Genomic DNA, 13,352 nt, shown 5'->3' on the forward strand with positions numbered 1-13,352 from the left:
CTCCCGATTCCCGATTCCCTCTTCCCGATTCCCGATTCCCGATTCCCGATTCCCGATTCCCGATTCCCGATTCCCGATTCCCGATTCCCGATTCCCGATTCCCGATTCCCGATTCCCGATTCCCGATTCCCGATTCCCTACCTTAGAACTAAAAAAATCGGGGTACAGCATTGCCGTCCCCGATCAGATTCTATCGTATTGCACTGTCTTAGTCGCGACCATTAAGAGCAATCAGCAGCCGCAAAATGAACACGAACAAGTTAATATAAGTCAAGTACATTGACAGGGCAGCAGGTAGATACTGGTCATCACGATAGGCGCGAGGCAGGACGAAGAAATCCACTACAGCCGCACCCGCAAAAATAACCACACCGATGCCAGAGATAGCAATTTCTAGAAAGCTGGGTGTGTAGACACCAAAGAAGGATAAAACTAGCTGAGCCACCAAGACCACCAGCAAGGCAATCATACCCATCTGGACGGTTTTGGCTAAAGCAAAGCCATCTTCCTCTGAGAGATTAGAGCCAATTTGACGGCCAGCCATAAAGGCGACACCACAGCCAAAGGCAGCAATGGCAATGCCTTGCATGCCCACACCATCTGTTCCTAGGGCAACGAATATTAAGCCACTGAGGGTGTAGCCGGACAAGAGACTGTAAGTAGCTAGAAGAGGCAAAGCTACAGTGTTGTTTCCGTTCTCAGCCACACCACGGGCAACGAAGAAAAGAATAAGTTCGGCAATTACGGCAAGCCAGATGGTGGTCATAAACAGCCCTGGGTTGCTTTCAATCACTCCCAGACCACCATAGACACCTAGTGCAGTTAAGACTAGTCCACCACCCAGGAAGGGCAGGGCATTAGCAATCACATTCGGACCAACTAGGGCTCGACCTTGAGATTCACGAATTGCTTGACGAAAGTTACTGGTGCTACTCATGAGATTTTAGTCAATAATTTTCCGGATAAAGTATCAGCATTGATTTATAACTACTTCTATTTTGAACGATATCCGCAATCTTGTGGCAGGTGGGAAAACCGACTGGGTGCATCTGATAGTTGTAAAAAAGAACAGAAGTGTCGGACCTGTGGTGCACCGGGCGCGGGAAGTGTGGTGCACCGGGCGCAGGAGGTGTGGGTAGTGTCGGAATTTTATTAGAATTTTGCCTAATTTCATGGATTGAGATGCACCCAAACCGACTTGCCTAATACTCCCTTCAAATTGAATTGAGGGGTAAACTCTAGGGGGTTTAAATTAGGTGAGGTAGATAGTTTTCGGGAGCTTTGGAGCAGGGAGCTTTGGAGCAGTGAAGTCAGAAGAGGTAATAGGTAAGAGGGGAAAAATCCTGTGTACCTAATTAGAATAAAAGCCGCTATATACTTTTAACTAATACCTAATGATTAATACCTAATACCTAATACCTAATACTTTTAACTAATAGCTAATACATTATACTTAATAGTTAATACCTAATACCTAATACCTAATACCTAATACCTAATACCTAATACCTAACATCTAATATCTAATAGCTCACACCTAACACCATTAACCTTTAAGCATTCAGCCTACCGCAGTCAGCTATCATTCTTAAAATAAACCTCGTTTGCGTAGCGTGCGCCTATGGGCAATGGGCAATGGGCAAACGGGATAATTTAATGATAATTTAATAGTTCGAGATTTTAGAGAATTGAAAGTCTGGGGAAAAGCCCTTGGCCTTTGACCTTCGCCTTGGCTGATAGCTGAATGCTTAGATTAACCTTGCCCTAACCCTCAAAACTAAATTGACCGAGTACTAGTTATCCTCTTTGCAAGTTGCAAAAAGTTGCAACTTGCAACTTGCCCATTATTTAGCTTATATATTATACCACATTTAAGACCTTATAGCGATTTTTCAATATCTTGGTGTTCCAATCTGCGTGATTGTACAGAGAAAACAAAAACGGTAATTTGTTTTTTCCGTAAAAGGACGATGGTTCTAAAGGGGAATCTCTAATGACAATGAGTTGAAGATTAATTGCTTAGGCTAAGCCTCGTGTCGTAAATAGGTTTCCACTTCTGGGATATTTTGAGAATGGCTATTGGGTCTGTTGGTTTTCAAGGAATGGAACTTCTGATTGCGTATTACCGAAATCCATCAATTCAACTTCGCAATCAGATAGTAAGATTAAATGCTGGGTTAGTGAGGAAGATTGCTCATATAGTCAGCCAGAAGTGTGCTGAACCTTATGAAGACCTCGAGCAAATGGGTTACATCGGCTTGATTCGTGCTATTGAGCGGTTCGACCCCCATCAAGGTTGTGCATTCAGTTCCTTAGCAGTGCCTTACATTCGCGGTGAAATGCTACATTTCTTACGCGACAGGGGTTCTCTGGTCAAGATTCCTCGCCGATGGCAGGAACTGCAGCAGGCAGGGAAAAGAGTCAGCAAAAAGTTAGCAACTAACTTAGGACGCTTCCCCAGAGATGAAGAAATTGCTAAGGCTTTGGATATATCCCTCCAAGAGTGGCAGGAAAGTAAGTTGGCAGTTCAAAATCGTTTGCCTTTAAGTTTGGATGCCACGGTCTCTCAGAAGGTCGATCAACCCATGACTTTAGGAGAGACTCTACCAGATTACTATGAAGAGAATTTACACTATTGGGAAGAAGACCGACAACAGCTCCACGGTGCCTTGAGTCAGCTAGAACATAAAACTCAGGCAGCTATAGAGTTTGTTTTCTTACGAGAACTCCCCCGCAAGGAGGCAGCCAAACGAATTGGCGTGAGTCCGATGACAGTGACGCGACATGTCAAAAGAGGACTTCAAGAGTTGGTTACCCTGATGAAATCTCAAGCATCGGAGCGTCTGGCAAGTTAGGAAGAATTTAGAATTTATTAATTCTAAATTCTAAATTCTAATTGCTTTTTTTGGCAATAAGTGTGTTTACAACCTAGATAGAAACCCTATACTTAATTGCTGTCGGTATTGATATCGCAAAAAAGAGTTTGCCAGTCTCGCAAACCATCACTTGCCTCTTTGACTTCAAAGGTGACATTACAAGCCTTGGGTTGCTCTATTACCTGAACACAAAGTTCAGCAATATCTTCCCGACTTACTTTACCTCGGATATTGTCTCCTTGAGCAAACACTAAGGCTTGACCTCCCGGCTCTTCTGTCAAAGCACAAGGTCTGATGATAGTATAGGAAACCCCACTGTCACGAACTGCTTCTTCTCCCCGCAGTTTCCAGGTTAGAATTCCCCCCAGTTGGTCATTCATTCGTACCGCTGGTGGTTCTTCCTCGAGGTTAATTCCTGGACGACCTGGACGAGTCACCCCGGCTGAACTAATCATAATGAATTGGGGCTTGGTGATACCCCCATAGGCTTTAATAGTTTCCAGCTGTAGGACAAAAGAACCTGGAGCAAATTGTGGGTTGAGCGCGCCATCATATTCAAATTTACTCAGCATTAGCTGTATAGCACAGATGCGACTGGGGTTGAAGGGAGCAGCATCTTTCAAGGTTTTGGCTCGAAATACCGGAATCAAATCAGCAAAGGGAATCGAAACATTCATCCACTGATCTTTCTGGGTGTCGAAGGAATAGCAGTAGGCAATTCCATCCCATTTCGATTCATTGCGCAATATAAATTTATACCGTTGACCATCCCCTTTAACTCGCAGTTCTAGTCCTTCGTACTCAGCTAAGTTGAGGGGAGTTGGGAGATTGCGGGTGCGTACTGACACAAAGCCCCCAGAATTTGCCGTTGAGACATTGCCAGTAAACAGGGCAGCCTTGTCGATGAGCCGAATTGAACTCTCGCTGACACCACCCATGACTACATCATCCACAGCACCCCAGGTTTCTTGTAAGTCATCGGAAGGGTTTTGGAAGTCAAATAGCAGTTGTTTGCCTGGTTCAAGGTACTCTGCTGCAGCTTGTACTAAGTTCTTGATACCCTGATACTCCACAACTTCCGGGGTATCGACTACTTCTGGCAGATAGAACTTGATGCCCTGATAGTATTTTTCCCGGTTCGGGGTGTCTCCTTCTACCGGTTGCACCCGCGCTCCCGTACAACACACTACAGCAGTAATGTTCTTGTACAGTGCTGGAGTCAAGGTCTCTGGAATAGTTATATCTGCCTCGAATAGTTCCAGGTTATCCCCAAGGATTTCCCTAGCTTTCTGGGCATCTCTGACTAGAGCACGTACGGGATAATTCTGCTTAAGCAGACGGCGAACCACTCGCTTGCCTACACCCCCAGTTGCCCCAGCTACCAGTATTACTCCCATATCTTTTCCTTTACCCTGGCTCGATTTTTGATTATTGGCACGACCTGTGAATAATCGCTGTAGGCAGCTCAGGAAAGGGATAACCTCAAAGTAGCTTAGGGTTTTTATGAATCTGCCAGCATCCCATGGGGAGCGATTGTTTTGGGTCATAATCGCCTCAAGTGCATTTTTTCTTCAGTTTATCGAAATCTGAATTACCGTGAAGCTGACCTATAGCATAGTACTGGATCCTTTCAGCGGATTTTTTCCAGCTGGTAATTATATCATATAAATTTTAATTTATACGCTTATTAACGAAAGACATGGCTTTTCGTTAATATAGAGCTGCAAAATATTCAGTATTAACGAAAGCGATAATAGTCAACAACTCACCGCTAAGTCTTATCAGACTATAGCGGGAGCTTGTGAAAGCTCATAGTTGACCAGACTGAGACCTAATAATGGTCTACGTTATTTGAGTCATAACACCTGTAGATGCGTGCCAGTCTTCAGCTCTGTTGCTAGCAATTAAACATCTGTAATGAGTTAAGGAAGTGTTGTTAGCCTCTCAAGCTCTTATAACATTGTCAAGGCAAACTTTACCCACTTGTGGAGTGTTCAAAGTAATGCGAGTTTTCGTTCTAGATCAAAATAAACAACCTTTAGATCCGTGCCATCCAGCGCGAGCTAGAGAATTACTCAAAAAAGGGAGAGCTAAAGTATTCAAGCGTTATCCATTCACTATCATCATGCAGGACAGGAGTATCGATAATTCTGTCACTCATCCACACAGAATCAAAATAGACCCTGGTTCAAAAACAACCGGAATTGCTGTCGTCCAAGAACATACTGGACAGGTAACAAGCGCATTAGAAATCAATCACCGAGGGCAGAACATCAAAAATTCTTTGGAATCCAGAAGAGCTTTAAGGCGAGGCAGAAGAAGTCGAAAGACCCGTTATCGTAAACCTCGTTTTCTCAACCGAAAGCGCCCAGAAGGTTGGTTGCCTCCATCATTGATGAGTCGAGTACTTAATATTGAAACTTGGACTAGACGACTAATAAAACTGTGTCCAGTGACTGCCATATCCCAAGAGTTGGTTCGATTTGATACTCAGAAAATGCCAAATCCAGAAGTATCAGGTGTAGAGTATCAGCACGGTGAACTGTTTGGGTTTGAGGTAAAAGAATATTTACTTTCCAAGTGGGGTCATAACTGTGTTTATTGTGGGTCGGAAAATGTTCCTTTGGAGGTTGAACATATTACTCCTAAATCTATTGGGGGTAGTAATAGAGTTAGTAACCTGACTTTAGCTTGTCGGCATTGCAACCAGAAGAAAGGGAGTGATCCGATCGATAAGTTTTTGCGCAAAAAACCAGAACTTCTAAAGAAAGTACTGGCATTGGCTAAATCTCCCTTGAAAGATGCAGCAGCAGTTAACTCAACTCGATGGGAATTATGGAGAAGACTAAAGTTGACTGGGCTACCTGTTGAAACAGGTTCTGGCGGTCTAACCAAGTTCAATCGAAAAACCAGGGAGATCGAGAAAACCCATTGGATTGATGCTGCTTGTGTAGGAAAATCTACCCCTCAGAGATTACTGATAAACGGAGTAAAGCCGCTAATAGTCACAGCTAAGGGTCACGGAGTCCGTCAAAGATGCCGACCAAATAAATACGGTTTCCCAAAGGCTCATGCTCCCTCTGCTAAGTTTTTCAAAGGTTTTCAGACAGGAGATATAGTCATTGCTGATATCAAAAAAGGGAAATATGCCGGACAGTATACAGGTCGGATCGCTATTCGTTATCGTCCAAGCTTTGTACTTTCGGCAAAGCCTTTCGCGTTCGCGCAGCGTCGCCTACGGCGAAAGCGTGGCCTACGGCCTCCGCTACGCGAACAGGAATCTGGCATAAAGATTGATGTGCATCCAAAGTATCTAAAAACAATATTCAAGGCTGACGGCTATGAATATCTGTCCAATCAATAACGATTCGCGCTTGGCCATAGGCCACGCTACGCGAACGCTGGCCATAGGCCACGCTACGCGAACAATTTGTTAATCTGCAGGAATTCCCCGGAGACGAAACCTGTTTATTGTGGAGCCAATAGAAGTCAGTGGGCTATGCAGATGCATGGTTAAATCTTTGTTAATAGCGATGCAGCGCGGTCTTGGGGAGGCAGCGCGGTCTTGGGGGTTCCCCCCATGAGCGACTGCCGTGGTTTCCCCCATGAGCGACTGCATCAAGACAAGGCGACCCTATCTTACGGTAACTTTAAACCCGCTAAAACTAACGTTTATAACGGGAGTCCCCTTCCCGTATTTAAGATGGTTAGCCCTAACAGAGCAGGCCAGAATTTAGAATTTGGGCTTTAGAATTGAAAATTTCTGCATTCTCAATTCTTCATTCTTCATTCTAAATTCTTCATTCTAAATTCTTAATTCTTCAATTCCCCTTTCTTAGTAAGCGCTGGAAAATCTGCAAATTCTGATCGAGCCAATCCAGCCATTTCAGACTACTCGATAAAGATTTCGGTGGGTCGGAAATCAGGGTATCTAGAGCAATCAGGCGCTGGAAATTGATCTTGACTGGATCATGACGCTCTGTGGAACCGTCTTTGCGATAAAACTTGACACCAGCTTGTTGCTGCATAATATTGATCACTTCTTGAGCAACGATACCGTAGCCAATAGTAGTGGGATGAATGCCATCTAGGGTGAAGAAACCACCGCTGGTGCGACCGGTGGCATCGGATCTAAAAAAGCGAGTATCCGGTACTGGTGAAAGCGCTTCTAGTTCCGGTGGCAGCTGATAGGGAGTCCACCAATCTGGTCGGGCGTCGGAGTCTTCAATATAACGTCGATAAGCTAAGCAATCCAGTAATCCTCCTAATTCAAATAAATACCAATCTCGACCTTCTTTTCGAGCCTGACGTACAGCATCAGCAATATAGTCGTTGTACTGGTCAATGACGCTATCAATTGCTCGGGCTTGTTGTCCGGTAATGTGCGGGTCACGGTTGGGGTCGAAATCTTTGTCGCTAATCCAAGGACGGGTGTAGTAGGGGAAGTATCGCGAGCCAGTAGCGATCTTATCTCCTACTCCACGACCAATGGGGGCAATGGTGACATGGGGAACTGTAGCCAAAATGACATGGCGAGCTTTAATTTGCTTGATTTGCTCAACTACTTGATCACATTCAGCTTTGAAATCTTCCGGACACCAGATCGTAGGTGGCTGATTGGACTGTGGTGAATTTGAATCGCGATCGCAACTCCATCTGACCTGCAGTTGAGCAACGGTGCCCATGGCATTATTCGCCCCAATCATGACCATCAGGGTTTCAATACCATCTCCCTCACCGTTTTCTAGACTTCCTTCTTGCCCTAGTGCGACCGCAGCTTGGACTGGGGTAAGTGCTTTACCCTCTGAATCCCGCGCCGAGTCCAAAACCCTTAATGCCGCATGTTCGTTGCCATTCTCAACAATTTGCCGCAATAGATCATCCGTTGGTGCCTCGATTGTTTTTCTGAGAGTATCTGCGTCGTTAGAAATAATATCTGTGATATTCCACCCATAAATAGCGAGGTTGTGGTTAATTCCTTTGTGCATAGCAACAGTAGAACCAACGCCCCCTTGCCAACCGGGACCCCGTTCCCAATAATCTTCTAAGTCGTCCATATATTGCTGGATTGAAAACAGGGCTGGTGCTAATTCCCACCAGTCGATCTGGTCACCAAACTGTCCCTCTAAGCGCCGAACTAAATACTCCAGATTCAGGGGCAATCCACCCAATTCACCATATTGGCTGGGACGGCGCAGGTGTTCTTCCCAACCCATTTCTTGAGCAATCATCATGGGATAGGATAGGTCAGTGTTAAAAATTGCTCCATTCTGGACGCCATGGCTTAGGGAATCACCAATAGTGACTAGTCGATGTCGGGGAGTGCCTGGCTTTTGGTTAACTTCAATACTTAATTCCGGACGGATACCTAAAGTAGGATCTGTTTCTGGTGGACGCCCTTGAGGTTGGATAACTTCCTTGACTTGATCTGGAGCCTCAAAGTCGAGCATGTCTTTGGTAAGAAAGCGTTTTACCATAGTTGCTTGTTGATGAAAAAGAATAATGATCAGTTATTAGATAATTCACTGATTCTGAGGTGAATTCCAGAAAAGTAAGTATTAAACTTAAGCACTATAGGGTTTATAAATTAGATGTAAATATTAATGGTGTTTTTTTATTGGACAATAAAACTCCGGAGCTCTTTACCCCTCTTGGCTTTTGCCTTTTGTATGCAAGCCTTTTTCTGCAATTCCTGTGTTCACAACCCAAATACAACGCTACAGCGGTTTGCAATTGCTGTTAGGTACTTTCGTTATGGGTTTTTAGGGAGCAGGGAGCAGGGACTTCGGAGCAGGGAGCAGCGGATATGGGAAGTCGGAAGTGGGAAGTGGGAAGAAGGAAAACAATCCTGTGTACCTGATAGTTATGCAAAGCCGTATGTGGGCATGGTTAGCTTGCCAGCTAATGGGCTGGGAGCCTGGTAAGCAAACAAAGTAGAGAGCTTAGATTCCGTTGGGTGCATCTCATATTTGTAAAAAAGAAGGTAAGTGTGGAGCCCGGGCACGGAGAGGGTGGAAAGTGTTTAAAGTGTGGAAAGTGTTTAAAGTGTGGTAATTTTCGGGGGCATTTTTCCCTAATTGCATGGATTAAGATGCACCACGTCCCGTTAATAAAGATTTGGTAGTTTCCGACAAGATCAGGTTAAAACGGTAAAGAAGTGATTAATTCCCTGGATAATTCCAATATATCCTCTACAAACTATGAACGCCAAATCTAGCATTAAACTCCCATGGATATTTATTCGTAGTTTAAATAAGACTGTCTGGGTGATTTCTAGTCTTGCCCTACTGACAGTAGCTGCCGAATCCTCTTTAGGAGAACCCTCACCCTCTACCCCTACAAAAGTAACCCTAGAATCCCCTGCTCCTGAACTCCCAGTTACCCCTTCAGCCACCTCTTTATCTGGTCATTTGAACAAAATTGGTGCTAAAATGTATGGGGCTTACTGGTGTCCCTATTGCACAAAGCAGAAGCAAATGTTTGGTGAGGCATTTAAGCAGATTAATTATATTGAATGTGACCCAAGGGCTGAAATCTCCCAAACTAACCTCTGTATTGAAGCGAAGATCAGAGGCTTTCCAACTTGGGAAATTAATGGTCGGTTTTACCCAGGTATGCTGTCCTTAGAGCAATTGGCTAAATTTTCAGGCTACTCAGCAGAAGATCCTACAGAATCAATGCCAGTGGTGGAGGAAGAACAAACAGAAAAATAAATAATAGCAATAGTGCAACGTTTAACCTCTAAAAACGTAAGGTAAGCAGTCAGCAGTCAGCAGTCAGCAGTCAGCAGTCAGCAGTCAGCAGTCAGCAGTCAGCTTATTTTATTCACAAGCTGTTCGGATATCAAGTAGGGTGGCACAGGCTTCTAGCCTGTGAATTAGCGCATTAGCTGATAGCTGATAGCTGATAGCACCTCAAGTAGCGTGGCACAGGCTTCTAGCCTGTGAATTAGCGCTTAAGCTAACGTCTAGGGATTATTTGGTAATCTGAAATGTTACCGATTTTCTGGCAAAAACAAAAAACGTTGTAATATCTATCCAAATGCCTTGTGCTGTGGCTAATTGCTCAACGGCTGCAAAGAATTCAGTTTTCAATTGTGCTAATTTCTCTGGAGAAAGCTGGAAAACTTCCGCGCCAAAGGCACTCTTTGAGTTTCCCCGCCAAGAGTTTGCTGCTACTGTTTGAGTATCACTGCTGTAGTAACCAAGTTGGTCGGTTTTGACGTTGATGTCTTGAAAACCTGCTTCGGTGAGTAGCTGATGACATTTCTCGGGACTACCAAGGGGTTGATTGGGATTAGGAATTACAATGCCATAGTCTCCTGCTTTTTCTCGAAACAGACCCCCTGTAGGAAAGGCGTTTGCTGCAAAACAGGAAAATCCGACTAATCCTCCTGGTTTTACGAAGCGATACCACTGCCGTAACGCAGCAGGGATATCTGTTAAGTATACAATGGCTGAAGAACATAGAATCCTATCGAAACTATTATCTGGGAAGTTGATAGTTTCTGCATCTGCTTCTATAAATTCGATGTTGTTGAGACCTTCGGCTTTAACTTTTCGTTGGGCTAGATTGAGCATGCCTGATGAAATATCTACGCCGACAACAGCTCCAGAAGCACCGACAATTTTGGCAGCTAGAATTGCTACTAAACCTGTGCCGGTCGCAATATCTAGAATTCGTTGTCCAGTTTGCAGGTGGGATAGTTCTACTAGACCATTGGCTAGCCGAGGGTGAAAGCTTCCTTGATCATAGTTTGGTCTGGTGTTAAAGTCAGCTTTGACGTTTTCTTTGAACTGATTTATCCTTATCTGGTGTTTCATGCTTGGTGGAGATGGAAAATATGATAACTAGAAAATATGATAACTAGCTTAACTAGAATGAAGGCGGTTTAATTATTTCAAAGTCTGACTCATCTAGAGATAGTATAAATGGTTGATCATTATGCTCAAATGGATTTTCCTCTAATCTGACTATCCAACGACCGGATTCTTCCTGTGCTTCAATACGACCCGAAAGACCCGCAACATAATCAGGATAAAGGACTCGAACTAAGGTTCCTACTTTGAGCATCTCAATCACTATCTCTACTCCCAATGTCCACCTGATTTTACCTTTAATTAACCGAATCTTAAATTCATATTGTTACAATATTAGGCTAACTGCTTAAGCAAAACCGTTAATCCTAATAGGGAACAGGGAATAGGGAATAGGGAACAGGGAGCAGGGAGTAAGCACTACAGTGTCGGATGCGTAGACACAATGATTAATGCAAATGGGATGCTCAGCAAACAGCCCCTACACGATGCTCGGTAAGAGCCGCTACGGGAAGGCACTACAGTGATCGGATCCATATCCACAACAGTTAATCCCAATGGGATTGGCCTAAGGCCATGCTAAGCGATCACGCGATGAAGCGAAGCTTCCGCTAAAAGCGATTGGCCTAAGGCCACGCTACGCGAACGCACCATCGCATCTCTTTCCTACTATTCCCTATTCCCTGTTTAGCTCAATCCTATATGGCATCTCAACTAAAAATGCCATAGGGTTTTTGATAGTTATGAGGTACATTCAATTTTATTACCCCTACTCCCTACTCCCTACTCCCTACTCCCTAAAACCTAGGACTTTTTACCTAACCCAATTGAAAACTGCTATACTGCTGATTAACTGACCGCTTGAAAAACCTGTTCAGCATTTAACGTTAATTCTGGAAAGGTTGGCGATAGGATACGGTTCGCTCCTCGGAACTGACTAACGTGATATTCGCCATCTATCAATTGGTAGACCGATAACGTAGGTTGTTTAGGATTGCCGATAAATCGCCTACCGCCTAAACCTAAATAATCAACAATCCAATATTCAGCAATTCCGAAAGACTCATAATCTTCCAGTTTTAAAGCATAATCGTCGCTCCAGTTTGTTGAAACCACTTCTACAACTAAACGAACAGAAGACCCCTGTGTGATAATGGATTCTTTTTGCCAGCGTGGTTCGTTATCCGTAACCCTTTGCTTGTCTAAAACGATGACATCTGGTTCATACCCAGACTCTGTTTGTGGTTTGATCACGCATTCTTTGGGAATAAAGTAAGGCAATTGACAGCGCCGAATTTCTAAAAACAGTTCACCTCCTATAAACCCGGCTACCTCTGAATGCATTCCCGTTGGTTTTGGCATCTCGACAATTACCCCATCATGCAGTTCGTAGCGCTTTTCTGAATTGACTGGATACCAATCAATAAATTGATCAAATGTTACTGGTTTGGGTAAGGCTTGAATCATTTTGGATTTGAGGGAGCAGGGAACAGGGGGCGTTGCTGAATAAAGGAATGAATGCGCGATCATCCGGTTTTGCTAAAGCCCCCGTGGGTCCCCCAACTTTGCGGTGCGACCCAAGGGCGATTTACTCGCCCGCTTAAGGCCCGCACCGGAAGGGACTTTCATAGTTTTGTTCCCCCCAGAATTGGGGGGTTAGGGGGGCGAAACCATACCAGAATCAGCAACGCCGAACAGGGAGCAGGGTTGTAAGTGTTGTCGAGAACTAGCTAACTTTAAAATCAGAAATCGTCTCAATCCATACCCGTGCTCCACAATTTAGGGGATTATCTGGGCGATACATCACCCGACAAGGGCCATTGACTTCAACCGTATGACCATAAATATTTTTAGCCCCGCGTTTTACGGTAATCACGGGATTGCGTTCGCCGGTGTTGTGATTTTGGCGAATGACTTTCTGATTAACGTGGATGACCGCCTTAGTGTAATTTGTACGCTTTGACCAATTCCGCTTCGGTCCACGAGTGCCGGGGGTGACCACTGGCATGCCATCAAATAAAGGAATCACCCAAGTTCTACCCACTTTATACGCTCCTTTGACTCTGCCCTTGCTCAACAGGAAACGGACGCGAGTGGCAGAGACACCTAGTAATTTAGCAGCTTGTGCGGTAGAAATCATCATGGCGGTAAAACCATTGCTTTAACGATATTATTATTGTAACAGGATTTTTGAAAAGATGCTAAGGGAGGTGTGGGAGGTATGGGAGGTCAAAAAAACTATTGCACTGTCGCAAGGTGCAGTAAGTGTGGTAAGGGTGGTTAGAAAAAACTATTGCACTGTCGCAATTAAGTCTTGATTTGAGAATGACAGGACTTACGCACTCAGATATATAAAATCTCTCTAACCTTCTGCTCCCTACTCCCTACTCCCTACTCCCTATTCCCTGTTCCCTGTTCCCTATTCCCTGTTCCCTCAACAAACAAAAATTCGGTCAAGTTCTGGTTAATGCCAATGCTTGACCGAATTATTTCTTGTAATAGTCAAGAGCCCTAGGATTCTTGACTATCTGTTCACCAAATCAACAACATACCAACTTAGGTTTTAGACTTTGGACGTCGTACTTTCTCCTGAGTTTTGACCTGTCGCCAGCGATGCAGCGCGGTCTTGGGGGTTTCCCCCATGAGCGACTGCATCAAG

General features: G+C 44.4%; 11 protein-coding genes. 3 read left to right on the plus strand and 8 right to left on the minus strand.

Going from position 1 to position 13,352, the window contains the following annotated elements; genetic code table 11:
• Nucleotides 1-208 precede the first annotated feature (208 nt).
• Nucleotides 209-937, minus strand: a complete 729-nt coding sequence (locus F6K46_RS33895) for a Bax inhibitor-1 family protein (protein ID WP_293068317.1) — start codon at nucleotides 935-937, stop codon at nucleotides 209-211.
• A 1,135-nt stretch (nucleotides 938-2,072) separates the two neighbouring features.
• Between F6K46_RS33895 and F6K46_RS33900 the strand changes: the two genes are divergently transcribed.
• A complete protein-coding gene (locus F6K46_RS33900; RefSeq protein WP_075897307.1) occupies nucleotides 2,073-2,855 on the plus strand; it encodes an RNA polymerase sigma factor SigF in 783 nt (260 codons plus the stop codon).
• Between the two features lie 92 nt (nucleotides 2,856-2,947).
• Here the strand turns inward: F6K46_RS33900 and F6K46_RS33905 are convergent, their stop codons facing one another.
• Nucleotides 2,948-4,423: a CIA30 family protein gene (locus F6K46_RS33905; protein ID WP_293068321.1), complete on the minus strand. Its 1,476-nt coding sequence runs from the start codon at nucleotides 4,421-4,423 to the stop codon at nucleotides 2,948-2,950.
• Nucleotides 4,424-4,878: 455 nt separating this feature from the next.
• On the opposite strand from F6K46_RS33905, the gene iscB reads away from it, so the two are divergent.
• Nucleotides 4,879-6,240: an RNA-guided endonuclease IscB gene (gene iscB, locus F6K46_RS33910; RefSeq protein WP_293109310.1), complete on the plus strand. Its 1,362-nt coding sequence runs from the start codon at nucleotides 4,879-4,881 to the stop codon at nucleotides 6,238-6,240.
• 69 nt (nucleotides 6,241-6,309) lie between these two features.
• Here iscB and F6K46_RS33915 read toward each other — a convergent pair whose 3' ends face one another.
• Nucleotides 6,310-6,495 carry a hypothetical protein gene (locus F6K46_RS33915; RefSeq protein ID WP_293059057.1) on the minus strand — a complete coding sequence of 62 codons (186 nt, stop codon included), beginning with the start codon at nucleotides 6,493-6,495 and terminating at the stop codon, nucleotides 6,310-6,312.
• A 202-nt stretch (nucleotides 6,496-6,697) separates the two neighbouring features.
• Complete coding sequence (locus F6K46_RS33920) at nucleotides 6,698-8,353, minus strand: hypothetical protein (protein ID WP_293059060.1); 1,656 nt, start codon at nucleotides 8,351-8,353, stop codon at nucleotides 6,698-6,700.
• Between the two features lie 723 nt (nucleotides 8,354-9,076).
• Between F6K46_RS33920 and F6K46_RS33925 the strand changes: the two genes are divergently transcribed.
• Nucleotides 9,077-9,589: a hypothetical protein gene (locus tag F6K46_RS33925; RefSeq protein ID WP_075897315.1), complete on the plus strand. Its 513-nt coding sequence runs from the start codon at nucleotides 9,077-9,079 to the stop codon at nucleotides 9,587-9,589.
• A 261-nt stretch (nucleotides 9,590-9,850) separates the two neighbouring features.
• On the opposite strand, the gene F6K46_RS33930 is transcribed toward F6K46_RS33925, so the two are convergent.
• The 4 genes from F6K46_RS33930 to F6K46_RS33945 all read right to left on the minus strand — a co-directional run bounded on the left by F6K46_RS33930 (nucleotide 9,851) and on the right by F6K46_RS33945 (nucleotide 12,836).
• Entirely contained in the window at nucleotides 9,851-10,699 is an 849-nt protein-coding gene (locus tag F6K46_RS33930; RefSeq protein WP_293059067.1) for a class I SAM-dependent methyltransferase, read from the minus strand.
• A 52-nt stretch (nucleotides 10,700-10,751) separates the two neighbouring features.
• Nucleotides 10,752-10,949: a hypothetical protein gene (locus F6K46_RS33935; protein ID WP_293059070.1), complete on the minus strand. Its 198-nt coding sequence runs from the start codon at nucleotides 10,947-10,949 to the stop codon at nucleotides 10,752-10,754.
• Nucleotides 10,950-11,542: 593 nt separating this feature from the next.
• Nucleotides 11,543-12,160, minus strand: coding sequence for a Uma2 family endonuclease (locus tag F6K46_RS33940; protein ID WP_293059173.1), 618 nt, complete (start codon nucleotides 12,158-12,160; stop codon nucleotides 11,543-11,545).
• A gap of 259 nt (nucleotides 12,161-12,419) precedes the next feature.
• The gene (locus tag F6K46_RS33945) at nucleotides 12,420-12,836 is read right to left on the minus strand and encodes a helix-turn-helix domain-containing protein (RefSeq protein WP_293059073.1); all 417 of its coding nucleotides are present in this window, start codon (nucleotides 12,834-12,836) and stop codon (nucleotides 12,420-12,422) included.
• Nucleotides 12,837-13,352: the final 516 nt, after the last annotated feature.

This window comes from Moorena sp. SIO3E8 (genome assembly GCF_010692445.1).
GTDB lineage: Bacteria > Cyanobacteriota > Cyanobacteriia > Cyanobacteriales > Coleofasciculaceae > Moorena > Moorena bouillonii.